The following is a 26,099-nucleotide window of genomic DNA, read 5'->3' as shown; positions in this document are numbered from 1 at the left end:
AGAGATTGCTAATAAGCATCACAAATCCATTGCACAAGTTATCCTGCGTTGGGACTTGCAAAATGGTGTTGTAACGATTCCAAAATCTACAAAAGAACATCGAATCGTTGAAAATGCATCTGTGTTTGATTTTGAGTTGACAAAAGAAGAGATGGATCGGATCGATGGCTTGAATCAGAATCATCGAGTCGGTCCAGACCCGGACAAATTTGATTTTTAATAGGTGGAAACAATAACCCATGGACAAGCTAATTCGACAAAATAATCGGTTGCACCCTTAACGTGGAGTTAACCGGCTCGGCAAACACTGGCTGTTTATTCACATGGTAGAGATAACAAGCCAAGGAGCATGAGATTGGCAAAACATCGCATGCGCATTCCAGTCGTTTCTTTAACCAACGGAAAATCAAGTCGAAGGTAGACCTGAAAGATACTTCTAACGTTACTGACATACTGTTGTCAGTAACGTTTTTATATAGTTACGTTAAGATGATTATATGGCAAAATACTATACTCATCCGTGATTCGGGGTACTACATACAAACGTATAAATTTTAAAGAAGGAAGGGATAGGAACGATGCCGATGAATGTAACAATCCAGAAAAGTCGCTACTGGATTGGAGTTGTATCTGCTTCACATGTAAAAAGGGGGGTGCTGGGTGGATTCGCCCAGCTCTGCCATGGCAAGTCGGCACCATTGCGTCGGATGTCTCCCGGTGATTGGTTGATATACTACTCTCCACGAACAGACTTGTCTAAGGGGGAAGTGCTTCAAGCATTTACCGCCATTGGACAAGTGGCAGATGACAAAATCTACGAATATCCGATGTCCGAATCCTTTGTGCCGTATCGTCGGAATATCCGCTATATTCCGTGTCGCGAAGTGAAGATTGCCACTTTATTGGATCAGCTTACCTTCACGCGCGGGAATCGAAATTGGGGGTATCCATTCCGCTATGGTCACTTTGAAGTCGGGTTCGAAGATTTTCTGACGATTGCTGGCGCAATGATTGGCGATGTGGAAGGTATCCAGCATGACGTCGACAATCCGTATAAGCTGCAGGATACTAAACCTACTAGACAAAATAGAGGTGAAGCAAATGACTGATGGGCTATAACGGTAGCAATATGCATGGTTATCCCATCACAACTAAAAAAGTCCCCTTCAGGATAAAACGCAGATGGTCACTTTGCCTTTTATCCTGAAGGGGATTCCTTTTGCGTTGAATTATTTGAGATATCAGTTTAACGATAGTAAAAATGCGAAATTAGTCGAGAAATTGGTTGTCTAATATTCCAACGAGTATATTATGCAACTTTTGACTAAGAAAATTTTGAGCATTATATTGGGTTTACGAACAAGGCTGAATTTTTTTATTCCACATGGTCAGAATTAAAGAACCGATTCCTGTAAACTTAGTTGAATAGAGTATAGTACCTTGTTGGATAAATTCTAACAAGGTCCTCGAGTCTGTTAAGATTTGTGTAAACTCATACAGTTATTTGCGAGAAATGCAATTACATGCTAAATGCCACCTATTTACATATGGAGTCAGAATCCGATACATATAAGAACAGCTATGATTGTCCCCGATGTACAGAGAAAATGCCGCCTGAGCCAATCGGTGAGAAGCTCTTAGACAGGGGCGAGTATTTAGACGGGTTATTGACAATATATAGGGAATTAAAGGAGAATCTAACATGAACATTTGGCCTAAGCCTTTCTTGGAGCCAGAAGTATTAAAACAGCGTCTGCTTATCCTGAGCGCACTGGATATCGTATTGTGTGAAGAGGAATGGCTGCGCCGATATCAGTTCGATCCGCACTGGGATGAAAACACGACATTCGCGAGCGTAAGCAACGGTTCAGGCGACGATCTTTACATCCTGTTCACACCCGAGGGCGTCATTGTAAAAGGATTCGATCATGAATCAGAAATGAGTCCACATGCTAGGGAAGAATACGAGGTTTGGCCTGGTATCTATGAGCAAGTCCCTCCCGCATTGCTTCACCGTCTCAATGACGAAGCGTTGACCAAGGAGGAAGTTACTTTCTGCTTATGGCGAGAATCTGCTGATCACGTATGGAAAACGGGAGAGGTACATAATCCCCAAGGGCTGGATGACGGATCAGATTTTTTGCTTGGGATGATATATGATAACCCAGAAGACTATCTGGAGTGGGTAGAGGACTACTACGAGGTGCAGGTCCCACTTGATGTAATTGGTTATGTATTTACGAATACTTCCATCACCAAAGAAATGATGATGGAGCTGAATCCAGAAGTTGATCTGGAAATGGCGATGAAGGAGCTTCAAGCAATCGGTTTTACAGTTGCGTAAAGTAAGTCTTGACTCATACAAATACAATTAGGAAGAAGATGACGATATGCCAAAAGGTATGTATTCTCAAGGGGTTGCGATTCTGTTGTCAACAGCGGTTCCAATTCACAAAATAGCAGACAGGCTCAAGGATCAATTCGAAATTGCGAATATCATAGAAACGTTCGACCAATGGGTGTTCAGCGGCCCTAGCTTGCTTATTCCGTATCGTCCAGAAGTAAACGGATATATTCAGGTCGATGTTGTCGATAAGCCTTGGCCGGATTCAATGGGAGACCCGGCAGAAGATACGATGTTGTTTGGGGCTTGGTCGATGGGCTTTTTCGGACCGTTTACGTTCTCGAATAGTCTAGAGCGGGCTGCTCAGCAATCGTGGGGATATCCCGAAGGACAGCAAGCCGCATCCGAGCACGGAGCGTTTATCCGTATTCGTTCTTCTTTCGTCTTGGGGGAGTCGGACGATCAGGCTCCAGTACTGCCTAAGGATTATGAGTCGCTCCCGGAGTTGATGACTGTCACCGCCATTGCAGAGTCGCTGTTGAAAATGCCAGAAGCTCTTTGCTTTTTTAATCCGAATGGGGAGTGCCTCGCGTCTGCCGAGCTGATGCAAGAGCTGAATCAACGCTATGAGCAAATCCAGCTTCTTCCGCTGGAGCTATGGTCCAATGTCCGGTTGTTCAATCTTCCAGAGGGATGGCTCTTGATGGATACCGTCGGCATGCAGCAGTTGGATGTGATCGATCATGAGGCGGTATTTAATGGGGATGCCTACGATCCGAATGAGGTTGCAAGTTTCCTACGTAATATATCGAACTATGTATACGAGAATGGTCCTGTTATCAATGACGGCGATACAACTGATGGGCCGGGTGAAGAAATTTGGAAGTGTGTCTTGTTGGAGGAAGGGCTGGCAAGTCCTCCGCGTGATGTGCTTCGCTGGTATCCGTTGGATGGAAGGGAAAAACCTGCGGGATTGGAATAATCACTTGGGAGTATAAGGAACTTGATAGGAAAAAGCACGACCAAACCCCTGTTTCAGGGCATTGTCGTGCTTTTATTTATTAGTATGAGAATGTAAGAGAAGTCAGGCTCACTGTACCTACTTATTTGATAATCTCCTCGTAGATCAGTTTGCCGTCATGCGTATACACACCGATCTTTTTAGTCCCTGAGATGGTGTACTCGATGGCGACTGTCTCATTCGTAGGGGTGATCAACAATTGATGTGGAAAGTTGAAGCTTTGATTGTTAGCTGTGTTCGCAATGATCTGGGTATCGGTATGGAACAACTGTCCCGTCTGCTTGAGCTCTTTCATTTGTTCTGGCTTATTTAGCACATATTGTTGCGGGGTGACGACTTTATCTGCCGCATTTATTTTGGTAAAGGTATATTGCTTGTTGGTTTTCGTCACTGCCAGGAAATTACCATCGGAGGTTGGGCGGATAAACGCATACTTTTTGGAAACAATGAGTCCCTTTTTATTCATTAGCACATAAAATTCTTCGTTCCCCAGCTTGCCTGAGACAATAAATGCTCCACTGTGCATATTCGATTCGACTTTATAGTTACGGGAAGGCTTCAGCATAATTTTGCCTTCATTACTGATAAAATGCGTTTGGCCGTTTATTTTCACACGATGCCAGCCTTCACCATATCCGAAATATTCATCAAAAAATGGCTTGCTCAGTATTTTTCCATGAATATTTCTCATGCCCATCTTGTAGTATTCGTCCCCTTTTGCGTCTTTTACCGTATCACTATAGGGCAAGTAGTACGGATCAAACGTTTTCGTAGTCGGTTCGGCTAAGTAGAATGGATGATCCGCGTCCGGAAACTTCTTGTGAATTTTCCCTGTTTTGGCATTGTACAGATACGGCAGGTTTCCCGGATAGTCCGTACCCGTAAACCATTCCCCATGTATCTGCCTGAAAGCAACATCGCAACAGGTAGTCATCGGTGAAACATTGCCCTGCTTATCGTAGACCAAATACTTCGTATCCTTAAATAAGGCACCATTATAAAAATAACCGTACCCATTTCGGAGCGGGTACACTTCACTTTTATAAACGAGGTAATTGCTATTTATTACTTTTCCAGACGGTGAAACCAATGACATGGTGTAAGGCTTTGGAGGTGAATTGTGCCTGTAAAGTGGTTGCTTCGTGAAAAGAAAGAATGGCTCTGTCAAATGAGACGGTATTTGCAGGTTTTGATACACCACTGGTAATTGCGGTTCTCTTGATGGGTCCTGCTGCTCTTCGGCCTTGATTGGCGAAGTAGAGAAGAACGTGAGTAACAGAACGAGCATGGTTTTTAATAGGGTAGAAAATTTCACGATAGGAATTCCTTTCTAGTAGCTTGATGAGTTGGGCCTTAACGAATGACGTTTCAACTGTTACAAATGTTACCATTGTTGGTGTAAAAATTAAATCTAAAGTCTCGAAAGGAGGCTACGAATATGCCTGGCGGTGACAAATTGTCAGAAACAGCGAAGGCTTTTGTTCAGCAATGTACAAGAAGGAAAACCATTACGGACAGAGAGCAAGTAAAAAAAATCCTACAACAGAAGGGCATTCCAGCTTTTGATGCTTTGTTGGATGTGCAGGAAAAGTATGGAGGCTTGAGCTATTCATTTGGGGGAGAGATCGACAATCGTTTTTGCATCGATTTATGGGGGAGCTTTGCGCATCGAGATGGAGAGGAACGGAGAGTACCCGAGGTATTAAATTATGAAGGACAAACGGTGGTAGAGTGCTTTCATGTGATGGATGATCGGTTGAGTAAGGGTGGATATATAGATGAGAACGGCAAGTTGTATACGTTACTCTATACTACGTTTCAAGTATTTGCTGAAAATATGGAGGAACTGCTAGAGAGTGAAGGTGTCAAATACAGCTTGCTGCGAGAGAAAAAACAATGGGTAGTAAAATGGATAGAACAGTCAGACGTTGCGCATTGGCTCTCACGTATAGAACAGAAACCTATTCTTATTGAGCAGGCGAGTCAAGGTTATCAAAAATGGTGGAGGAGCCAAGATGGCCGGTTATATGTTCATGTTCGAAATGGAATGGGAATATATGCGGTGGCTTATGCGATGGAAGTCGCTGATCTTACGCAGCTCGACCTTAGCAGTTATTTCATTCTGCGTGGGTTTCCGTTTGATTGCTCTTACCAATATGATCGTGAACGTGCTGAAGTCAAGAATACGATGGAAATGTTTCATTTTCAATCTCGTTTATATAAAACCTGCGATTATTCCATGATCACCGTTCCTCAGGTAAAGGAAGCGAAAGACATCTATTTGTATGTAACGGGACAGAAAAACTACCAGAGAGAGCGACCAATCGAAGACTTTTTATTGAAATTTCCAGCGCTTGAGCTGCCTATCGAAGATTTTGATCATAGTCTGCTGGAATTTGCTTTGTGCAACGGAGATGAACGGATTCTAAAGCTGATCACGTATATAGCCAATCTGGCAAACCACCATAGCCATAGAAGTACTTCAGCTGAGAATAACGTGGTTTATTTACTGTTCCATGAATATTTGCGACGGATCCACGTATTCATCGAAGCTCATCCAATGAATGTTCACCCACTGTACTTTCATCCTTATCGTGCAGCAGGTGTACCAGCCGAGCATGATATCGCAAAGAAAAATACAGTCGTGGCAAGAATGAGGGGTAACCGTGTTCAATCCGTTAGTGAGCTAACGTTATACTATATGACTTGTGCCAAAGAAGGAAATGAGATCGCTGCTCGCATCTATCGAATCTATGAACCTTTACTTTTACTATATGCACTCGAAGGAAGTATACGTGTAGATCATGGACTGATTGAGGTTGGCGGTAACACCTTTCATCCCTCAAGTTGGCAGGCGAGGGCTGGTAAAGATCCATTCGATGTGTATCACAGAACAGCTGAAGCCTGGAGAAATCGGAATGTAGAGTTTGCCATTGATCAAATCAAACGCGTGAAATGGGATAAGAAAATCGGGAATACGGTGGAGCGGGACTTTGGTAAATCAAAGAGAAGTGGCGAAGCGTTGAAAGCTGCGTTTACACGTTTAGAAAGACGTCTAGGAGATGCTCTTTCTGAATGGCCTTTCGCTTCTGTTCATACAGATCAAGTCCTGTCAAAGCTATGCTATGATTACCCGTTGTTACAGACTGATGACGGCACCATCGCTTACTCGATTTGCCAACGATATCTAGAGTGGGCTCATTTAGTGGACGGAAAACATCCTGTCGCAACCAAAAGCCCGTGTTTGTACGAACCATTCATTGAAATGCTATATGAAGAGGATCAAATCGAGAATTGGGAAAGCAAGGCGATGAATTTGATTCGGCTCATGGAACTGGAATCTATAGAAAAGTATGCAGAAGTATTACGAAAGAAAAATGTTTGAGATAACGAATTCCATACTTTATGGCTATGCATATGATAATTGTTCGGTTTTTAAGAAAGCCTTTTGCTCGTTGTTAAAAAAATTACGGGGGTAATACTTTTGGGTGGACCATTTGATTACCTTAAATCCGAACGTTCTTGACATGGATGATGGGTAGAAAATGTCTAATGGTCGTCCAATCAAAACCGCTTTATGATCCCATTCCCTGGAAGCGAAATCCGACAGAGCGTAGACAACCCCAAATACCCAAACAACGGATACAAAAACATGAGCAACTGACTATACCCAATCAGGCACAAAACGAAAGCAGTAGAAAACAAATACAAGTAAAGCCGCGTTTCCGGAACGTCCAATAATTCACGCAGCTGCTGACCAATCCCGAACACGTTGGAAATCAGCGTGGTAAAAATCTCGGAATAGAGCACAAAAACAAAGAACAGCTGGAGCCATTCGTTCCATTGCTCCGTTACAAAAAGAATCGGGATATTCATGAGACGGACATCGTCCCAGTTGGCCAACATGGCAGTATGGACGACGAGGAGCATGAATCCAAGCACGACTCCGCCAATGACGGCTGCCCGTAACAAAACAACCTTGTTGCGGATTGCATAGCCGATCGGGATGAGAACGGATTGGGCCATGGCTAGATTAAAGGACACGTATAAGACTGTTTTCCATAAGAAGGAGTAATTAGTTGGGGTCGAGAGAGGCATGGGAGATTCTGCGGTGCCATCCAGCAAAATGAGCAAAGCGAACAATACCATGGACGGAACGACGATCGCATTCACGACGAGTAACTGCTCCAACCCTTTTCGCAGAAGCAACAGGGCGAACAGAACGGTGGCGACGGTCCCGACCAAATACGGAATGTCGAACTGTTCCTCCAAGACCGAGCCCGCTCCTGCCAACATGACAGTCGTGACGCCAAAAAGGGTGAGAAATACCAAAATATTCATCGTACGACCGATCATCGGTCCAAACAGTTTTTGATTAAAGGATTCATAGGAGGGTGTGCGCAAATGATGAGCGAGTAGCATCATCTTGTAGCCCAGCCAAACAAAAAGAGAGGTGGCGAGCAGGATGCCGATTGTTCCGGCATGGCCGTAGGCAGTGAAAAACGCGAGGATTTCTTGACCGCTCGCAAACCCGGCGCCTACGACGGTTCCAATGTACGTTGCTGCGACTTGGATACTTTTTCCCCACAACTTCATACTGGTTTTTTCCTTTCCCATCCAAATAGAGGCTAGTACAAGTGTATGAGTCTCGGAGAAAAACAGAATGAGAAAACGCGTCTATCTAATCAAACACCCCATGAAAAAAGCGAATGGCTTGTAACCATTCGCTTTTTCGTATAGATACTGACATTTTACAATAGAAACATCGCCGCGATTGTCGTGACCAAAAGCCCAATCGCCACGGGATACAAATTTCGTCTCGCCAGCTCAAAAGGGTCTACTCCACAAATTGCTGCAGCAGGAATCAATGCCCAAGGAATGATCGTTCCACCACCGACCCAGATAGCGGCAATTTGACCGAGTGCAGTTAACATAGCGGCACCGGCACCCAGAGCAGTTGCGAATAGTTGAGCCAAAGAGCCAGCCAGTGTAATCCCGGAGAAGCCTGAGCCATCCAGCCCTGTAATGACACCTACTGCGGATACAGTGAGAGCAGCTACTTCCTTGTTAATGGGAATCGTCTGTGCAAGCGCCACGCCGAGGTCATTCACGATTCCGTGTGAACCCTGCGGCAGGACCTCCCCAAATACCTTGGTAAACCCACTGTCGCCCATATAAAAGAAAGCAGCAATCGGGATGACCGGACCAAATACTTTAAAACCGAACTGAAAGCCTTGAATGAGATGGGTGGTTACCTGCTCGAGACCACTTTTCTTGTGCGCGAGCATCGTTGCGATGACGAGAATGAGCAAGGCAGTTCCGCCCACAAGCGCCGTTGCATCACCACCGTGTAAATCAAAAGCAAACATGGCCACGACATCGAGAACAAATAATACCGGTACGAGTCCAGCCAACGTACGCCGCACGCCATCTGACAAAGGGACTCGTGCGGAAGTAAAAACTGCATCGGGCACGACAGTCTCTTTGGGAGACGCAAGCGCGCCGAGCTTCATGTCTTTTTTCAAATACCAGAATGCGATTGCAGTTGTCACGACGCCCATAATAATCACAAGAGGGACACTGGCCGAAATCACGTCCGTGACAGGAATTCCTGCAGCTTTGGCGGTTAAAGTGGGGGCGCCTTGAATAATATAATCACCGGACAGTGCAATCCCATGTCCAAACAAGTTCATCGAAACGGCGACACCCATCGCCGGCAGGCCAGCGCGCAATGCGACGGGCAACATGACAGCACCGATCAGTGCGACAGCTGGAGAAGGCCAGAAAAACCAGGAAATGACCATCATGACGATCCCGATGACCCAATAAGCCAATGTTGGATTTCGAATCAAATGGGTCATCGGCCGAATCATCGTTTCATTTACGCCTGTATCGGTCAAAACGTGACTCATCGCAACGATGATGCAGATGACTAAAATCGTCGGTAATAGCTCGGTAATCGCATAGATGAAGCTGCCGAATATTCCACCGACGGCTGTTGTCACAGAGCCTGTCGCGACGAAGCCGATGATCGCTATACCTACGATACTAATCAGACTCGTATCTTTTCGCAAAACCATTACGAGAATAATGCCGATCACGAACAAGACATACACACCATGTATCCACATAAGCTCGATTCCCACGTCGCACCCTCCTTCTTCGTTACTCCGATGGAAGTACCTTGTTGTCACAACATATGCGAAAAATAGGCCATGGGTGAACGCACATCACAGAGCAGACGACTGAACCAACTGGAAACTGGCATTTTTGTCCACGATATGCCACTATTAATGATGAATGACGTACATTTGGGTTCCAAGCAAGAGAGGGGGATCGGCACATCGACGTTCGTAATCAGTCCGTCGTGCAGCCAACTACGATGAATTCGACTACACCCATCCAACGTAAAATGGACCAGGCAATTGAGCTTTTGGAGCGCCGTTTCCTGGAAAGAAGTGAACTGATTCGCCTTTTAATGCTGGGCATCATGAGCGGGGAAAATGCTTTGTTAATCGGTCCGCCGGGAACAGCGAAGTCTCAGCTGGCACGATCAGTTTCTCAGCTTTTTGGATCGGAACATTGGTTTGAGTATTTGCTTACCCGTTTTACGACTCCTGATGAGATATTCGGTCCAGTCTCCCTTCAACAATTGAAACTGGATCAATACGTACGAAAAACAGCTGGCTATTTACCCAACGCTCAGTTTGCGTTTTTAGACGAAATTTTCAAAGCGAACAGCGCGATTCTGAATGCGCTGCTTTCTATATTGAACGAACGAGTTTATTTCAATGGCAGAGAAAAAGAGGAGGTTCCGTTGCAGTTCTTAATCGCTGCATCGAATGAGCTTCCCGATGACGATGATCAATTGACTGCTCTTTATGACCGCTTCCTGTTCCGTTATGAGGTTCACTATTTGAAGCAGGCGTCCAGCTATGAGCGCATGTTTTCTTTGCCAACGACGTCTCTTCCCGTTGTGTTCTCTCTGTATGACGTAAAGGATATTCAAGCGGCAGCGAAGCAAGTGGTCATTCCAGAAACCATCATTTATTTTCTGTACCGCCTCAAACAAGACTTGGAAGCAAAAGAGTATGTGCTCTCCGACCGCCGTTGGAGTAAAATCGCAAATGTATGGCGTACTTCTGCTGCCTTGCATGGACGTGAGCAAGTGACGATCTGGGACACGGTTTTCACTCCGCATATGCTGTGGAATGTCCCTGAGGATTTACCTGTTATGCAGGAAGCGTTTGAACAACAATTTACGGAAATGCTGAAGAATGATATGGAGAATGAATTACCACTCCAACGCTTCGGACAAATTGCAGATAAATGGAAGGAAAAAGAATCAGAGTTGCATGCTTTCCAGTTTAAAAAAGAAGTGGGCGCAAAGCTGGGCAAAGAAGCGATGGAGCGCAATGTCCGGTTGTTGGAGGAGAGTCGCGAAGAGGTAGAAGAGACGGCACGAGACTTGCGTAATCGTCTTATTCAGTGGGAGAAGCGGGAGCACGATCTGCATGCCTATGTCCTGGAAAAAAACCGCTTGATTCCCCATGCAGAAAAATACGCTGTTAAATATTCGTACCTGCGAATTGAAGGCGAACGGATTTTACAACAACTCCAGCGCACGTATCGGACGATTTTTGACAAGGAAATCCCCGGGGCGGATTATGATTTTACGTTGTAGGAGGTAGCTCGTATGATCATTCGCGCTAGTGGTGTTGATCGTTATGTATTTGAAACATACCTCGCCTCTTCGCGCACGGCTCAGGAATGGGTTCATGAAGCGCAGGCACGAGCAGCATGGTTTGATTTGGATCTCTTGGCTGACTTTTTCCTCGTCTTTTATTTGGAAAAGCCGGAGATCGATCTGACGCAAGAATCCACTCCTTTTCATCATTGGATGATTCGTACGCTCATGAAGCAGTATTTTACACGCATGATTCATCCACGGACAGTCGGGCAGGAAAGTGCGTCGTTCAAAACCGCAATCAAGGCCTTGCTGTGGCTGACAGAGACGTTTTCCGAGGAAGTGAAGCAGCGGGAGAAGGATCAACGGCCCTCTCCGCTCTTAACTGGCTTGAAAGACCAGCAAGGCCAGGAGGGAAGTCAACAAGCACAGCTTTCCGAGCTACTGACAGAAAAACAAAAGGCCAAGCTCGAGTTAGTCGGTTATACCCTTCAACAGGGGAAGCGCGTCGTGGAGGATAAGCAGGAGGCCATGGACACCAAGCCGTTAGTGCGGGCAGAGGTACTGTCCTTGCAAAATCGAATTACCGAGCTGCAAGAAGAAATGAAAGTACAGTTCACGAAACGGACTAAGCTGCTGCAAAAGGTAAAAAAATTGGAGGGGGAGCTCGTCCAACGGGAAAAGCAGTTAGAACGATTGCAAAAGCAAGAGAAGGAAGCGATCGCCGCTTTTGAAAAAGAGCTGGGACAATGGCTGGAGCAATCGTTAAAGGCGACGCTATCCACTGAGGAACTCGATACGCTTTTTGTCGAAGAGGTATTTACGGCCAGTCAGCGTTTTGCCAACCGAAGCTGGGGGCATGAGTTAGGAAAGCTGCGGAGGCAAAGTTTTGAGCAGTATTTGAAATGGATTGAGAAATTGAAGCGCCATCCAGATCTGGTCGCTTTTCTGAACGAGGTAGGAAGGCAAGTCCATCGCTTTCGTGTAAAGCGCAAAGAAATTCGCTCCAGACATTTTCCAGAGGAATACTATGATTTGCGACAATCGGGCGATATTGCACACATGCTGCCTGGTGAAGCGGTGCTTCTCGCTGATCCGGACTTTGAGAATTACTTCATGCTCAAATGGCTGGAGCAAAAGCTCATGACCTACGATACCTCGGGATGGGTAGAAGAGCCGCCAAAGGGTCCGGTGATCTGCATGCTGGACACATCCCATTCGATGCGCGGTAGTAAGCTGCGGCTTGCGCAAATTTTCATCATGACGTTTGCTGCCCTCTCGATGCTGGAAAAGCGCGATTTTATCCTCCTCTTGTTCGGGGCAAAAGGAGAGATTAAGGAGCAACCGCTCTATCACAAGAAACCAGATTGGCCTGCTTTTTACGGCCTGGCGCAAATGGCGTTTGGCGGTGGGACTCACTTTGACGCTCCGATGAAGCGAGCCATCGAGCTGGTTGAAAAGGAACAGGCGTGGCGTGGAGCAGATTTTGTGATGGTAACGGATGGAATTGGGGGAATTTCTTCTTATGTCCAAGAAAAACTCATCTCTTTGGGCCAGCATAAACAAGTTCGCTTGCACAGCTTGATTGTGGGTTCTGCGAGGCAGCATCTCGTACAAGCGTATGATTTGCTGGGTGTTTCTCATCGCGTCAAATTTGCGACGAGCTGGGAAGCGGATGGGGAGGAGAATACAGGGCTGCTCCTAGATGTTTTTCAAACAGCCAAATAAGTTGTTCGACGTACTTCCAAATCTCGTCTCCTCTCGTGGGACGGGATTTTTTCATTTCGCTTAAGAAAAATTTTAACTCTTACCCACTGTTTTCTTTAATTGTTTCGCCTATGCTGAGCGTAGCCAATAAAATAGCAGAAGGAGGACTCTATGGAGAGACTGATTAAGCTGGCCAAGCTTATACAGGGAGCCAATGTATTATTTTCAAATATTGCTCTAAAAGAGCTAAAAACAAATGATATCAATTGGCAACAAGTATTGATTCTCGAAATTCTTGAAAACGGGCCAAGAACAATGGGGGACCTTAGTAAGGCTGTTGATTTGTCAAACAGTACAACTTCAGGCTTAATTAGTAGGCTGGAGGAGGAAAATTTGGTACGAAGGTACCGAGACCAAATGGATCGCCGGATTGTGTGGGTTTCACTGACGGAGCGATTATGCAGTGCATAAAGAAATCGGCTGAAAAAAAGGGGGAGTCCGCTTCTTCTCAGCCGATGCTCAGGACCCCAATTAGCCAACTCTCGCGGCCATCGTACGTCCGAATTCAAGCTCGTCGAATTTGTTCTGAACGACTTGACGATCGTATTCCCATAGGGCATCCTCCAGCGCATACTCCACCGGAACATCCCGAATAATCGTAGCCAGTTTTCTGCTCAAGTACACCTGATCGCGATTTTCTTCCAGCTTGCTGCGCATTTTAGGCGTACAGCTTGCCAGATTTACATATAGGTTGTCCAGATCACCATGCTCGGTAATCAATTTTGTCGCTGTTTTCTCACCAATTCCTGGGCAGCCTGGAATACAGTCAGAGGCATCTCCCATTAAAGCTTTGACATCCACGACCTGTTCAGGTGTAATTCCACGCAATGCCAAGAGACTCGCAGGATTATAATGCTCGTGTTTACCGCCATTTTTCAAAATTTTTACACTCACTCGCTCAGATATGAGCTGCAAGCTATCGTAATCACCTGTCGCAATGATGACCTCGTGTCCTTCTTCGGAAAGACGTGTGGAGAGCGTGCCCAATACATCATCGCCTTCAAAGCCAGGGCAACCCAAATTCGGAACTGAGAATGCATCCGTTACTTCTTTTACCAAATCGAATTGTGGAATGAGCTCATCCGGCGCCGCTTGGCGATTTGATTTATAGCCGTCATACCATTGACTGCGCACCAAAGACTCGCGCGAAGCGACATCCCAGCCCACTACGAGATGAGAAGGACGTGTCAACTCTGCGTAATCGAGCATCATTTTTGTAAATCCATAAACCGCATTTGTGTACACACCTGTTGAAGTCTGGCGATAGGCTCCACCCCAAGCAGAACCATAAAAGGCGCGAAATAAAAAGCTCATACCATCGATGAGCAGTACTTTTCCAGAATCACTCACAAAACCTTGCCCCTCTCACTACCAAACTATACCCACCATTATAGCATAAAGGAGTGGGACAACCTTGTCAGATTTTACAACAGAAATATCGGGAGAAAACGTGTATGTACTTTTCTTGCGGTGGGATGATAGTACCACAAGAGGTCAACAACCACCTCTTGAAAATCAACTTCCGGTCTCAAGGCGAGAAGCAACAAGCTGACGGTTCAAATCCGTCCCGGGAGAAAAAACCGCGTCGGGAGGAATCAATCATGGCTAACAACAACTCGGGCAGCAACAACCTGGTAGTTCCTCAAGCGAACCAAGCTTTGGATCAACTGAAGTATGAGATTGCATCTGAATTCGGTGTAAATCTCGGACCAGACACTACTTCTCGCCAAAACGGTTCTGTTGGTGGAGAAATTACTAAGCGTCTGGTGAGCTTCGCAGAGCAACAATTGGCAGGTCGTCAAGTCTAACGTTCAGACAAGTAAATAGCTGGATGAAGAGAGGTCCCTTTTTAGGGGCCTTTCTATGTTTGCCATGAATAGCCCTTTTCTTTCCTGTGTGGTGCAAACACACAAGCACAATCGCGGACTAGTCATATGGTGTAACGAACAGTTAACTATCCTCGTTTGTCCAGTGGAAAGGAGCGACGTCCGGCTATGAAGAAAAAAGAAGTCAAGCAGCTTTTAAAAAAGCATCCCGAATTTGAAGCATGGGTCCTCGAAGATTCCATGCGGATTAGAGCGGTCAAAAGCAACCCCGGGATGGCGGAAGAATTGTTTAAAAGATGGAACGAACGCAAAAAAGGGTTACTTGATTTTGAAGGCATCTCACAAAAAACCAAACGTGCAAGCGAAATGCTGACAGGCGTGCAATCCATCATGGAAATGATGTCGGATTATTCGAAGAAACAGTAAAATTACATTTGGAATGATTGGAGAAGGCTAGCTCATTAGCCTTCTTTTTCTTTTTCCTTTCAGGGTGTGTTTTGTTATACTAGAAAATGGGAGGGAGCATGTCTATGTTCAAATCAATGGTTAGTCTCATGTTGGCCACAGCATTGCTCGTCCCTGGGACAAGCATTTTCAGCCAGACAGTAGAAGGAGTTTACGCCCAAACGACGAAACAACAACCAGCGATTAGCGTAACGCCAGCCAAAACATATCCTGGGGACGTTATTTTTGTACGCAGTAAAGAGCCACAAACCGTAACGGTATTCTCTCAGAACTATCAATTGCAAAAGACACAGGATGAGTATGCCCGGTTTATCCCGATTCCTTTTAACACGAAAGCAGGGACCTATAAAGTTACATCTGCTGACAAAAAACTTTCCGTAACGGTGACAATCGCACCGAAAAAATTTGAAGTAGACAAGCTTACGGTAAGTAAACAGCTCAACAACATGCGACAGGATACAAAACGAATCAATGCAGATCAAAAAAAGATCAATGCAGCTAGATCAAACTCGCGAGCGATTCCGTATTTCTCGGAGCCGTTTCAACAGCCAGCAGTCGGAAAATTAACGACTCCATTTGGCTACCAGCGCGTAGTAAATGGTGTACCAGCCAACAGACACGCGGCGATTGACATCGCGAACAAAACAGGTACGCCAATTGGGGCGAGCAACCACGGGAAAGTGGTTCTGGCCGACTCTTTATACTTAACAGGCAATACCATCATCATCGATCACGGGTTAAATATTTTTTCCATCTATGCTCACTTGTCCAAGCTAGATGTAAAGACAGGGCAAGAAGTGAAACAGGGACAGGTGATTGGACAAATGGGTAGCACCGGTTTTTCTACAGGTCCTCACCTTCATTACGGCATGTTAGTAGGTAATACGTATGTAAATCCACAGCCGTTTTTTGATGCATCACCTTTCCTCTGGAAGTAATTTGGAGGTGTCTTCATGAGAGTCACAAATGTGCCAAGCAAAGTACTCAACAACATGGTTCATTTCTTGGCGCCGTATGAACAGGCAGTTGAAGAGCTAAAGTTAAAACTAAAAGGAATTAAATACGGCTTTCAAAAAAGCGGCCGTTATTCTCCTATTGAATTCGTTGTCGGACGAGTGAAAAAAGTCGACAGTTTAGTAAAGAAGGCAAATGAAAAAGGAATCGACTTTTTGGGAGATCATTGGCAAAGTGACGTCGCCAGGGAAGTCCAGGATATCGCGGGACTTCGAGTCGTATGCCGCTATGTAGACGACGTGCGCGAGGTGCTGCAGTTGTTGCAGGAGCGGGAGGATATTGTCATTCACGATGTCAAAGACTATATAGCAGCTCCGAAGGAATCCGGCTACAGAAGTATTCACATGATTGTTTCGTATACGGTCTACCACGGCAGCGAAAAGAGAACACTTTTTTGTGAGATCCAAATCCGTACATTGGGAATGAACTTCTGGGCGACAAATGAACATGAACTGCGTTACAAATATGCGGGCAACATTCCGGCAGACGTGTTGCAGCAGCTTCATGAAGCGTCTGTAATCACACATCAGCTCGACGTGTTGATGAACAATTTGCGCCAAGAAATTCTCACACCGGCAGAAGTTGATACGACACTAGAAGAAAAACTGGAAGAAATATTTTCTTTGTACGTCAAGCAGGATTTGGATTCCGCCGCAGCCTTGTACAGGGAACATGTCAGTGGTTTCGAAGAGGCTTTTGCGGACAATCCTAAGTTTAAAATGATTCACGATTTGTTGGGAATACGGTTGAAATAACGTCTCTAGTTGTCTACAGACCAAATGTAACCTGAAAAAACGCGACAAAGTAGGAAAGGATATAGACTAACATGCGCTTTTTACTAACGAACCTACTCGTTGTGGTGATGGTTTTGTTCAACCTAGGCATGCCTTCCGCTTTTGCCGAGGAGTCATCAAGCCTGGAGCCTAACACTCTCATTGGACAATCAGCCATTCTGATTGATGCTACAACGGGACAAGTCTTGTTTGAAAAGAACCCTCATGAGAAGTTGTACCCTGCTAGTATTACGAAAATCGCAACAGGTATTTACGCGATAGAAAAAGGGAATCTGGATGACACTGTCACCGTCTCAAAAAAAGCACGCCGTGAAGAAGGAACACGTGTTTATTTAGAAGAGGGAGAAAAGATTTCCCTCCGCAATTTGTTGTACGGACTGCTCATGAATTCGGGCAACGACGCTGGTACAGCGATTGCGGAGCATATGAGCCAGACGACAGAGCGCTTTGCAGTGGATTTGAACGCCTATTTGAAAGAAAAAGTAGGGGTCACCGAAACGAATTTTGCCAATCCACACGGACTACATGACCCGAATCATTACACGACTGCCGCTGACATGGCCAAAATATCGCGGTACGCGATGAAAAACCCCTTATTTAGGGAAATTGTCGGTACCAAGCGGCTGCCGTGGCATGGACAAACGTGGGAAACAGTGCTAGTGAATCATAACAAGCTCCTGCGCGAATACGAAGGGGCGACTGGCATCAAAAACGGATTTACAGATCAGGCGATGCATACGCTGGTAGGCTCTGCCAAGCGTGGAGAAACAGAGCTCATCGCTGTCACAATGAAGGCCTCTACTAGTGCAAATGCATACAAAGATATAAAAAAGCTACTGGACTTTGGCTTTCAAGGATTTGAGACCAAATCTGTTGCCAAAAAAGGAGATTCTTTTTCAGAAGTTGCTGTTCCTGGCAATACCTCGGTTGTGACTTTTACAGCCAAGGAAGATTTGTATGCGACGGTTCCCAAAGGGGTGGAGCCTTTGGTAGAGTTAAAAACAAATGGGAGCCTGTCTGTCCAGGCTGGCAAGCTAGCCATCTCTTATCCGTTGCTTCGCCATGATCCGCCTGCTCCAGCTCCTGCTACTATGTTCGGGGATTCAGAAAGTGGAAACCCACATCCACTGGCGCGCTATAGCGTATTAATCGTCTGGTTAGGAATGAACCTTTTCTTAATCGCGTATACGTTTTCCCGTGTCCAGAGGAATAAACGAATTCGCGAGCGCAGTCTGCAACGGCGGTTCTACTAATACAAATATGAGAATCCAAACAGGACGTAGCACTATGCGCGTCCTGTTTTTTAGTTAGGTCAACTGTGGGGGATAGATGCCGTGTCCAATTGTGGAAAATGAGCGTACATTAGAGAAAGAACTTTTCTCTGGTGAGGGGGAGTGAGATGGACAACCGAATCTATGATCGCCCTGCCGTGTCCGTCATCATCCCAATGAGTGACAACGCCAGGAATATGAAGAAACTATTCTCTGTTGTCAAAAGAATAGATCCACACACGGAAGTAATCGTCATATGCAACGGAATGAGCTCCCAAGAAGCTAATCTGTCCAATGAATGGGGAGTACTAGTCCTTTCAACCGGTTTAGAAGTTGACAGTCATGAGGCAAGAGCGATCGGCTCTGCTCACGCGAGGGGAGACGTTGCCCTTTTTATCGACGAGCGACTCGCCATGCCTCTCTTATACTTGAAGAAATATGTCACGCTGGTCAAAAAGGGATGGGATGTCATTATCACGACATGCTCCGACCACGGGGGATCCAAAAGAGGAGAATGTTCAGCACATAGTGCCTATTGCCTGTTGAACCATCTTCTTGGTCAAAAAAGCATGGGGGCCGCTTCCTTTGAAAATATTCCCTTTGCCTTGAGCAGAAATGCTCTGGAGGCCATTGGTTTCAAGACTTTATGCAATCCGGCGGTTGCTATGGTTCAAGCGTCTGTCTTAGGGCTCAAAATGACGACAATCGCCCCGTTTGCTGCGAAAAAACAACCAATTGGCACTCGTGATATCGTGCAAAAAGACATCCGTACGATTTATCGGGAGCATGCGAAGGCAATCCAGCTACTAACGGGTGGAACGAAGCAGCGCCGCGCAGAGCAGGATGGTCAACGACACCGCGACTTGGTGCATGCATCAGACGTTTTGCATCTGCGCTCGGTCATTCATCTAGAATCGCGCGTTAAGGAGGGCGGTGGACGGGGTGGCAAACGCAAAGCGAAATATGCGCGATCCCACAAAAAAACGCAGAGAAGAGCACATTAATGGCAAAGAAAAAGGCCAGAATGGATATCGATTAAGTGTCATCCTCTCTGTACACCACGAGCGGACAATCCAAAAAGTACTCAGACAAATTGAGAAGCTTCGGCCCATGGAAATCGTACTCGTTGTAGAAGGCTGCCCGGATCAATCGGTGAAAAAGCTCGCTGATTCCTCCTGTCCACTCACCGCGCTTGTGTACCCGTTTTCTTTGGGGGATGATGTATGGAGAGCCATTGGTGCAAGGGAGGCCACAGGAGATGTGTGGTTGTTTCTCGATGCAGATCAAGTAGTAGCTGCAAATGATATGCAGGCCTTTGTCAGAACGTGTTACCGAGGAGCAGACATCACGTTGAGAAGGTGCATGACACCCCTTCAACAATCAATTATGGAAGCGGATACCATTTTGCTAGCGAAGACATTTCTCAATTCCTTGGTTTCACGTCATGAACTAAGAACGTCCTCGATGTACGATTTACCTTTTGCTATGACACGACAAGCTGCCGCTACCATCGGCGTTCAACATTTGGCCGTACCTGCCGTTGCACACGCCATTGCACTACACAAACAATTGCGTGTCATGTCATCTCCTTACAGTGCATCAGCAAAGCATACGAGAAAAAGAGCGACATCAAGCAAGAATAAATCGAGCGTTAACCAGACGATCTTGGGAGATCATCTAGAAGCAATGGATTACGTAATGCCCCTCAAATGAATGAAACCGTTGTCGAGGCGATGCCAACTGTGGGTATCGCTTATTCGTTTTTTTCAAAAGCCGCGCGCAAACGTGCCATCAAAAGCCGCTGGAATCATTTGATCTCTTGACTTTGCATTGTTCGGTTTTTGTAGTACGATAGGCAAGTAGGTCATTTTTTCTTGATAAAGGAGCAAACAGATTATGAGTATCCATATTGGAGCACAGCAAGGTCAAATTGCTGAAACCATCCTGCTGCCGGGAGATCCGCTACGGGCCAAATACATTGCTGAAACTTTCCTCGAAGGAGCAGAGTGCTACAACAACGTGCGTGGCATGCTCGGCTTCACAGGTACATACAAAGGTAAGCGCGTTTCTGTACAAGGAACGGGCATGGGAGTTCCTTCTATCTCGATCTACGCCAATGAGCTCATGCAATCGTATGGCGTTCAAAACCTGATCCGCGTAGGCACATGCGGCGCGATCCAGGAAGACATCAAAGTTCGTGACGTGATTATCGCCATGAGCGCATCCTCCGAATCCCAAACGAATCGTCTCTTGTTCGACCAGATTGATTTTGCTCCTACTGCTAACTTTGAATTGTTGCACAAAGCATATCAAGTAGCGACTGAGCGCAATCTGCCTGTCAAGGTAGGAAATATCTTTACGAGTGACAGCTTCTATCGCGAGAGCTTGGATTTGTACAAAAAATTGGCATCCTACCAAGTGCTTGCTATTGAAATGGAATCTTCCGCGCTGTACACATTGGCTGCAAAATACAAACGCAACGCATTGTCTATCCTTACCGTGAGTGATCACATTCTTACCGGTGAAGAAACTTCCGCTGACGAACGCCAATCGACTTTCAATGAAATGATTGAAGTGGCGCTGGACGCAGCTTTGATCAAGTAAATTAGCATGCAGACGACATCCCACTGGCAAACTATCGTCAGTGGGATTTTATGTAGAGAATGGAAAAAGGGGATGGAATCATGAAACATAACTGCCCTGCCTTTTTTGAAACGGCATTTGACGAAGGGTATACGCAAGAGCAGGAAGGCTATTTATACAGGCTGTTCCGTGAAGATATGGGCAAGCTTCAAATAAAAACCGGAAAAATCGTAGCGAACGATCCGTTTGTGATGTTTGAGACTGAGCCGTTTCAGGAGGTTTTCCCAAAAGGGAGCTTTTCCGTACAGCTTGCTATTGCCCAAGTTCAATCCCTGTCAAACGATGAGCAAACGGATGACGCTCTGGAGCCAGATGAACGGGTAGCATTGGCACGGATTGTCTTCTCAGATAAACCTGTCGTGTCTTGGAAAATGGCTGTTTGGCCGGAGTCAGATGTGTCACAGCTTGGCGAAGGTGAATTTTTTGGCTACGGTGTGGATGCGGGGACAGGCTCGTTCATGGATACAGAGGCTTGCGCGCTTTTGGAACGTGAAATGGAGAAGGACGAAATGTTTTATGAGACATTGACAAAGAAAATGGATCAAACATATAAACACACGCGGAGTTGGGGGCTAATAGATTTGGCGGAAGGCTCTAATGTTGCTATGTTTTCAACGGGTTGGGGAGACGGCAGCTACGCGAGCTATATCGGTTATGATACGGAAGGACAGATCGCACGTTTGGTAACAGATTTTTACTTGTTGGATTGGATGAGAACTGCTGAAGAATAGAAGTCGGGGTAAACGGGGAAGGAAGAGAGAAGAAAAGCTTATAGACGCCAAAGTAGAGTGCCTCCAGTGGCACTCTTTTTATTGGTTATTTTTTCTTATTTCGTTCGAGGTATTGCGCCAGGTTATTCAACGTATTTTCGTACGATCTTTTTTTCGGTACAGAGGTGATCGTTTTAGATTTTGGAATTAATTTGGTCATTTGGGGACCTCCGGGCGTTTTTAGTTATAGTGATCTTAATTATAATATAAATGAAATTACAATAAATGTAAATAGTATTTTTTATTTAAAGTGAATTTTTTTATTTTCGTGAAATTTAAGCGATTTATGTAGATTGTTGATAAATGTTTGTTTCGTCTTATTTTGTTACTGCTTGTTAATATCTTATGGTGAAACTGATGAACATACTGGTAGAGTTTCTGGTTGCTAATTAGATTTTTAAAAAAGCAAGTTTCGGTACATGCATGTATTTGCACGATCTTTTCATTAGATCCTTGTACGAACGAGCTTGTGACATAAAACTGATAAACAGGTGAGTACCCCTCTCAGAAATTACGCATCTCATTTTGAGTCCGATAATATATATTATGTAAACTTATAAAAAGTACAAAAGCAAGTGGGACATTAGCGATGGTGTCTGTTAACAAAAACAAAGCTACATAATTGACATTATCAACATGGCAACATTGTATTTCAGACCAAAAACATAGCAAAGATAACCACCAAATGCTAAACACTTGATCATTTAGTGTTACTTGTTTAAATCAAAGCGTGATTAGGTATTCCAGCTAGTGCTATATAATAAAGTTAACTCGATTGATAACATGTTTAATTATGCTTATTTCTCAAGCAGCTCCGATTATATGCATATAAACTACCTATCGAATGGATTGAATCAAAAGTAAGGAACAATTTGTCGTTTTTCAATTTCAGTTCATAAAAGAGCCATTTCATGAACTGAAGATACATATTCGTCGTGCACCTTTATTTTTGCTCTCTTACTACCTGCTCATCCAGCTTTGCTCAAAGGCATAACGTGCAAGTTGAACTCTGCTTTCCAAATGTAGCTTTTTGAATATCCACTAGAATCAAATCAGGCATCCACCGTTCGCTAAGAAAAATCGCCTCTTCGCCGCTGCTCGCCTCCGCATCTACTTCAAAGATCGGGTCGCTTTACGGAATGTTGACATTTACATTGTCTCCTTTAAAATCGTGACCCTCGTTTCTCCATCTTTTCGTTCGTCGTTTAGGTTCCAGGACATATTGTTAGCGCGATCCCGCATCATCTTAAGTCCATGTTTGGTTGCCAACGCATGTACACGTACACAGGGGTAGTACCAGCGTCGCTGTCACCAGGGGGGCAAAGTATATGGATAAATATGTTAAATAACAGTGCTGGGAATTTCGCTATGATTGAATAAATACCACAAACGTATGGAATAAAACTATATTTTTCCTGTCGGGTTGTTTACGTCAAAGGCCAGAGACAGAGCTAGGCTGCCGATATTGATCGACAGCCTAGTCTTAGTTGGAGTTGGAATTGGTCTAATCCATTTCTGTACGTGCTGTCGAGCAAACGTTTCGTTGCATTTTCTAACCAGCTTGCTTGTTCAACATGGCATCTAGACCCCTGCGGACTTTCCGACAATTTTGGCCAAAATCCCATGCCACTCCCCTGCACCTTCTAGATCTTTCACTGAACGAGGCATTTTTCATAAGTCGAGTAAAAATGCTCATGATTATACCTGTTTTGCTTCACAATTATGACGCCTCCTGCATGAGTGCATATTCCATTACAATAATTCGATATACCCTTCTGTTCCATGCACCCGAATTCGTTGGCCATCTTTTATCCTTTTGGTCGCATTCTCCACTCCTACAACGGCTGGCAAGCCATATTCACGTGCAATAACGGCTCCATGGGTCATCAGTCCGCCCACCTCCGTAACCAAGCCTTTTATGGATAAAAACAATGGAGTCCAGCTAGGGTCGGTAAAGGCGGTGACTAGAATATCGCCATCTTCCAGATCAGCCTCTACCATATTCAGGATCACACGTGCCCGCCCCTCTACAACGCCCGAAGAGACAGCGAGGCCTACAATGGCTGCGGCGGGGATATTTTCCCGTTTATACTGACCCGTAATTATTTCGCCATCAGACGTGATCACACGCGGTGGGGTTAGTTTTTCATATGATTTATACTCATCCTTCCGCTTGCTGATGATCTGGTAATCTAATTTATTTGTGCGAACAACTTCTTGAAGTTCTTCAAAAGCGAGATAGTAAATATCTTCTTTTTCATAAAGAACGTTGGCTTGTACGAGTTGTTCCGCTTCCTTTAGTAAAGCCTGTTTATAAATGAAGTAGCGATTAACAATGTCGTATTTCGGATACTCACGATAACCGAGGAAATTCCGGATCAAGTCAATTATTTGTTTTGTCTCTTCGGCTTTTTGTTCACCACCCGGTAATTGTTTCAATCGGGCTAATAAGTCCTGTTCTTTTTTCAAAGCTTCCTGTCGCCCTTGCTCAAATTTTCGTTTGCTGGCACCAGGCTCAAGGTTTTTGATGTTACTGAGGATCATAGGTACCAGTATACTTGGTTTTTCACTCCAGCGTGTTCTTGTAATATCGATCTCCCCGGCACATCGCATTCCATATTTGTCGAGATAAGCAGCAATAGCATCACGTACCTGCTGCCCACCTTCGAATTGAACCAGTTCATCCAAAAAATTATCATCCATTACCTGTTGTAGATACTCAATTATTTCCGGATAGGGACGAATCACATCTGCAACATCCAGTAGCTCCATACCCATTTCAGAAGTGACGTTGTTAGGTACAGATAGGGAAAGTGTGTCTGCTACGTTTTTTTCACCTAACCAGTCATTCATTTTTTCATTGATCCATGCAGAAGCATGCATAGCGGCCATAATCACATTCAAATTTTTCAGATCTGACGCACGCTGCCTCCGTTGCTGCATATCTTCCAGGATACAAGCAAATACATCCAATCCTGATTTCGTGCGAAGGTTCTGTTTTAACGCTGATAACGATGTCTCACTGCTCTTAATCAAATTAGCAACAATTGCCGGATCGTTTCCTGCTTCTTCCAGAATATCTGCAGCCGACATACCTATATGGCTTTTTACGGGACCCGGTTCGCTCTGGTCATTCGGGTCCAACTTTATAAAATCTCCCCGCTCTATGATGGTAATAAGCGCGTCTTTTATGAGTGGATCGGAGTGTCCTAAAACACCCAATAGATTTTGCCTGCCAGTTGTCGAAGCCAAGCCCTTCGTGATATCCACAAACAGCCTTCCGCCAGCCGTTTTAAACATGGGGCTGGCACCTGTTAACACCCAAATGGATATCCCAAGCGGTTTAAAAGGATCCGTCATCATTTGCTGATGGCCGACAGATACATACACGTGATTTTCTTGGTCATTCGCTTCAGGAATGGGATATAAAGTGGTGATCGGCCGGCTCTGGACAATATAGAAGGTATCATCAGCCAAGCACCATTCGATGTCTTGGGGGCAGCCAAAATGTTCTTCAATCCGTCTTCCGATGCGTTCCAGTTGTAAAATTTGTTGATCTGTTAGGGCTTGCGTCATTTGCTGTTCAGGATTGAGCTGCCGGGTCTCTGTCCCGCCTTCTTGCCGTCCATAGATTGCTATTTTCTTGGCTGCAATCCTCTTGTCGACGATTTGCTCATTCTGCACATGATAAACATCAGCAGAAACCAAGCCGGAGACCAGCGCTTCTCCGAGTCCAAAACTGGCATCGATTGAAAGCAGCTTTCGGTTTCCTGTCATTGGATGAGCGGTAAACAAAATCCCTGAAGCCTGTGGGAAGACCATCCTTTGAACAATAACGGATAAATATACTTGACTGTGGTCAAATCCATTTTGCATGCGGTAGATGACCGCGCGATCCGTAAATAAGGAAGCCCAACATTTGCTGATATGCTGCAAGATTGCATCGATGCCGATGATGTTTAAATAGGTGTCTTGTTGACCGGCAAAAGAGGCATGCGGCAAATCTTCAGCAGTCGCGCTGGAGCGCACAGCATACGCATGTTCCTCGCCAAACCGGGAGAGATAGCGAGTAACAGCTTCTACTACATCGGAAGGAATTTCTACTTCCAAAATAAGCTGCCGGATCTTCCTGCTGATTTCTCCAATTTGGTCTCGATCATCTACTTTTAGCATGGTTAGGCGATCCAATAAAGCATGATATGCTTCGTTTTGTTCGATGGCTTTTTGATACCCCGCGGTTGTAACACAATATCCCTCGGGTACTTGTATTCCTTCAATTTTTGATAATTTCCCTAAATTCAACCCTTTTGCGCCAACGAGTAAAAGCTGCGTTTTTTCCATTTCCTGAAAGCCGCGAACGAAAGTACTCATTCAATATCTCCCCTAACCATTCATTTGACAAGAGTTTACCGGTGCGGTAATTAGCCAGTTGATGCTGTAACGATGGAGGGATTATCACGACGATTGTACGGGATGATGCAGCAGTTGAAAGTGTCG

At 45.1% G+C, this 26,099-nt stretch carries 22 protein-coding genes; 17 read left to right on the top strand and 5 right to left on the bottom strand.

Annotation, left to right across the window (positions count from 1 at the left end):
* The 4 genes from HP401_RS18205 to HP401_RS18190 all read left to right on the top strand — a co-directional run.
* Positions 1-220: aldo/keto reductase (locus HP401_RS18205; protein WP_173606010.1), on the top strand; the 220-nt coding region annotated here is incomplete at its 5' end.
* Between the two features lie 364 nt (positions 221-584).
* On the top strand, positions 585-1,109 hold the full coding sequence (locus HP401_RS18200) for an EVE domain-containing protein (protein ID WP_173606009.1): 525 nt from the start codon (positions 585-587) through the stop codon (positions 1,107-1,109).
* Between the two features lie 593 nt (positions 1,110-1,702).
* Positions 1,703-2,344 (top strand): hypothetical protein, encoded by a 642-nt coding sequence (locus HP401_RS18195; protein ID WP_173606008.1) that lies wholly within the window; start codon positions 1,703-1,705, stop codon positions 2,342-2,344.
* Between the two features lie 46 nt (positions 2,345-2,390).
* Positions 2,391-3,326 carry a DUF4261 domain-containing protein gene (locus tag HP401_RS18190; RefSeq protein WP_173606007.1) on the top strand — a complete coding sequence of 312 codons (936 nt, stop codon included), beginning with the start codon at positions 2,391-2,393 and terminating at the stop codon, positions 3,324-3,326.
* 121 nt (positions 3,327-3,447) lie between these two features.
* Here the strand turns inward: HP401_RS18190 and HP401_RS18185 are convergent, their stop codons facing one another.
* The gene (locus HP401_RS18185; protein ID WP_173606006.1) at positions 3,448-4,680 is read right to left on the bottom strand and encodes a hypothetical protein; all 1,233 of its coding nucleotides are present in this window, start codon (positions 4,678-4,680) and stop codon (positions 3,448-3,450) included.
* Between the two features lie 123 nt (positions 4,681-4,803).
* Between HP401_RS18185 and HP401_RS18180 the strand changes: the two genes are divergently transcribed.
* Entirely contained in the window at positions 4,804-6,750 is a 1,947-nt protein-coding gene (locus tag HP401_RS18180) for a hypothetical protein (protein WP_173606005.1), read from the top strand.
* 179 nt (positions 6,751-6,929) lie between these two features.
* Here HP401_RS18180 and HP401_RS18175 read toward each other — a convergent pair whose 3' ends face one another.
* Together HP401_RS18175 and HP401_RS18170 are read right to left on the bottom strand one after the other, a co-directional pair.
* Positions 6,930-7,961, bottom strand: coding sequence for a YkvI family membrane protein (locus HP401_RS18175; RefSeq protein WP_173606004.1), 1,032 nt, complete (start codon positions 7,959-7,961; stop codon positions 6,930-6,932).
* Between the two features lie 155 nt (positions 7,962-8,116).
* Positions 8,117-9,511: a hypothetical protein gene (locus HP401_RS18170; RefSeq protein WP_173606003.1), complete on the bottom strand. Its 1,395-nt coding sequence runs from the start codon at positions 9,509-9,511 to the stop codon at positions 8,117-8,119.
* A 236-nt stretch (positions 9,512-9,747) separates the two neighbouring features.
* On the opposite strand from HP401_RS18170, the gene HP401_RS18165 reads away from it, so the two are divergent.
* The 3 genes from HP401_RS18165 (at position 9,748) to HP401_RS18155 (ending at position 13,230) form a co-directional block, all read left to right on the top strand.
* On the top strand, positions 9,748-11,049 hold the full coding sequence (locus HP401_RS18165; RefSeq protein WP_173606002.1) for an AAA family ATPase: 1,302 nt from the start codon (positions 9,748-9,750) through the stop codon (positions 11,047-11,049).
* 12 nt (positions 11,050-11,061) lie between these two features.
* Positions 11,062-12,780 (top strand): hypothetical protein, encoded by a 1,719-nt coding sequence (locus HP401_RS18160; protein ID WP_173606001.1) that lies wholly within the window; start codon positions 11,062-11,064, stop codon positions 12,778-12,780.
* A 150-nt stretch (positions 12,781-12,930) separates the two neighbouring features.
* Entirely contained in the window at positions 12,931-13,230 is a 300-nt protein-coding gene (locus HP401_RS18155) for a MarR family transcriptional regulator (protein ID WP_173606000.1), read from the top strand.
* 60 nt (positions 13,231-13,290) lie between these two features.
* Here HP401_RS18155 and HP401_RS18150 read toward each other — a convergent pair whose 3' ends face one another.
* Complete coding sequence (locus HP401_RS18150) at positions 13,291-14,169, bottom strand: 5'-3' exonuclease (protein WP_142496875.1); 879 nt, start codon at positions 14,167-14,169, stop codon at positions 13,291-13,293.
* 251 nt (positions 14,170-14,420) lie between these two features.
* Between HP401_RS18150 and HP401_RS18145 the strand changes: the two genes are divergently transcribed.
* The 9 genes from HP401_RS18145 to HP401_RS18105 all read left to right on the top strand — a co-directional run bounded on the left by HP401_RS18145 (position 14,421) and on the right by HP401_RS18105 (position 21,563).
* Positions 14,421-14,627, top strand: coding sequence for an alpha/beta-type small acid-soluble spore protein (locus HP401_RS18145; protein ID WP_015891328.1), 207 nt, complete (start codon positions 14,421-14,423; stop codon positions 14,625-14,627).
* A 186-nt stretch (positions 14,628-14,813) separates the two neighbouring features.
* Complete coding sequence (locus tag HP401_RS18140) at positions 14,814-15,071, top strand: hypothetical protein (protein ID WP_015891327.1); 258 nt, start codon at positions 14,814-14,816, stop codon at positions 15,069-15,071.
* Positions 15,072-15,175: 104 nt separating this feature from the next.
* Positions 15,176-16,048, top strand: a complete 873-nt coding sequence (locus tag HP401_RS18135) for a M23 family metallopeptidase (RefSeq protein ID WP_173605999.1) — start codon at positions 15,176-15,178, stop codon at positions 16,046-16,048.
* Between the two features lie 15 nt (positions 16,049-16,063).
* Positions 16,064-16,879 carry a GTP pyrophosphokinase gene (locus HP401_RS18130; RefSeq protein ID WP_173605998.1) on the top strand — a complete coding sequence of 272 codons (816 nt, stop codon included), beginning with the start codon at positions 16,064-16,066 and terminating at the stop codon, positions 16,877-16,879.
* Positions 16,880-16,950: 71 nt separating this feature from the next.
* Positions 16,951-18,171 (top strand): D-alanyl-D-alanine carboxypeptidase family protein, encoded by a 1,221-nt coding sequence (locus tag HP401_RS18125; protein WP_173605997.1) that lies wholly within the window; start codon positions 16,951-16,953, stop codon positions 18,169-18,171.
* A gap of 146 nt (positions 18,172-18,317) precedes the next feature.
* Positions 18,318-19,193 carry a glycosyltransferase gene (locus tag HP401_RS18120; protein WP_173605996.1) on the top strand — a complete coding sequence of 292 codons (876 nt, stop codon included), beginning with the start codon at positions 18,318-18,320 and terminating at the stop codon, positions 19,191-19,193.
* Positions 19,153-19,902, top strand: a complete 750-nt coding sequence (locus HP401_RS18115; protein WP_173606015.1) for a glycosyltransferase family 2 protein — start codon at positions 19,153-19,155, stop codon at positions 19,900-19,902. Before HP401_RS18120 ends, HP401_RS18115 begins: the two co-directional genes overlap by 41 nt.
* Before the next feature lie 183 nt (positions 19,903-20,085).
* Entirely contained in the window at positions 20,086-20,793 is a 708-nt protein-coding gene (deoD, locus tag HP401_RS18110; RefSeq protein ID WP_015891320.1) for a purine-nucleoside phosphorylase, read from the top strand.
* Positions 20,794-20,873: 80 nt separating this feature from the next.
* Positions 20,874-21,563: a DUF4241 domain-containing protein gene (locus HP401_RS18105; protein WP_173605995.1), complete on the top strand. Its 690-nt coding sequence runs from the start codon at positions 20,874-20,876 to the stop codon at positions 21,561-21,563.
* A gap of 1,791 nt (positions 21,564-23,354) precedes the next feature.
* Here HP401_RS18105 and ppsA read toward each other — a convergent pair.
* Entirely contained in the window at positions 23,355-25,973 is a 2,619-nt protein-coding gene (gene ppsA / locus HP401_RS18100; protein WP_173605994.1) for a phosphoenolpyruvate synthase, read from the bottom strand.
* Positions 25,974-26,099 lie beyond the last annotated feature (126 nt).

The organism is Brevibacillus sp. HB2.2, from assembly GCF_013284275.1.
Lineage (GTDB): Bacteria > Bacillota > Bacilli > Brevibacillales > Brevibacillaceae > Brevibacillus > Brevibacillus brevis_D.
This window is presented reverse-complemented; position numbering and strand designations above follow the sequence as displayed.

What these genes read in the sequence shown, in the direction of transcription:
- HP401_RS18190 (WP_173606007.1), top strand. Translation starts at nt 2,391, where the DNA reads ATGCCAAAAGGTATGTATTCTCAAGGGGTTGCGATTCTGTTGTCAACA.
- HP401_RS18145 (WP_015891328.1), top strand. Translation starts at nt 14,421, where the DNA reads ATGGCTAACAACAACTCGGGCAGCAACAACCTGGTAGTTCCTCAAGCG.
- HP401_RS18165 (WP_173606002.1), top strand. Translation starts at nt 9,748, where the DNA reads ATGAATTCGACTACACCCATCCAACGTAAAATGGACCAGGCAATTGAG.
- deoD (WP_015891320.1), top strand. Translation starts at nt 20,086, where the DNA reads ATGAGTATCCATATTGGAGCACAGCAAGGTCAAATTGCTGAAACCATC.
- HP401_RS18200 (WP_173606009.1), top strand. Translation starts at nt 585, where the DNA reads ATGAATGTAACAATCCAGAAAAGTCGCTACTGGATTGGAGTTGTATCT.
- HP401_RS18105 (WP_173605995.1), top strand. Translation starts at nt 20,874, where the DNA reads ATGAAACATAACTGCCCTGCCTTTTTTGAAACGGCATTTGACGAAGGG.
- HP401_RS18125 (WP_173605997.1), top strand. Translation starts at nt 16,951, where the DNA reads ATGCGCTTTTTACTAACGAACCTACTCGTTGTGGTGATGGTTTTGTTC.
- HP401_RS18135 (WP_173605999.1), top strand. Translation starts at nt 15,176, where the DNA reads ATGTTCAAATCAATGGTTAGTCTCATGTTGGCCACAGCATTGCTCGTC.
- HP401_RS18175 (WP_173606004.1), bottom strand. Translation starts at nt 7,961, where the DNA reads ATGAAGTTGTGGGGAAAAAGTATCCAAGTCGCAGCAACGTACATTGGA.
- HP401_RS18140 (WP_015891327.1), top strand. Translation starts at nt 14,814, where the DNA reads ATGAAGAAAAAAGAAGTCAAGCAGCTTTTAAAAAAGCATCCCGAATTT.
- HP401_RS18160 (WP_173606001.1), top strand. Translation starts at nt 11,062, where the DNA reads ATGATCATTCGCGCTAGTGGTGTTGATCGTTATGTATTTGAAACATAC.
- HP401_RS18115 (WP_173606015.1), top strand. Translation starts at nt 19,153, where the DNA reads ATGCGCGATCCCACAAAAAAACGCAGAGAAGAGCACATTAATGGCAAA.
- HP401_RS18180 (WP_173606005.1), top strand. Translation starts at nt 4,804, where the DNA reads ATGCCTGGCGGTGACAAATTGTCAGAAACAGCGAAGGCTTTTGTTCAG.
- HP401_RS18195 (WP_173606008.1), top strand. Translation starts at nt 1,703, where the DNA reads ATGAACATTTGGCCTAAGCCTTTCTTGGAGCCAGAAGTATTAAAACAG.
- HP401_RS18130 (WP_173605998.1), top strand. Translation starts at nt 16,064, where the DNA reads ATGAGAGTCACAAATGTGCCAAGCAAAGTACTCAACAACATGGTTCAT.
- HP401_RS18155 (WP_173606000.1), top strand. Translation starts at nt 12,931, where the DNA reads ATGGAGAGACTGATTAAGCTGGCCAAGCTTATACAGGGAGCCAATGTA.
- ppsA (WP_173605994.1), bottom strand. Translation starts at nt 25,973, where the DNA reads ATGAGTACTTTCGTTCGCGGCTTTCAGGAAATGGAAAAAACGCAGCTT.
- HP401_RS18120 (WP_173605996.1), top strand. Translation starts at nt 18,318, where the DNA reads ATGGACAACCGAATCTATGATCGCCCTGCCGTGTCCGTCATCATCCCA.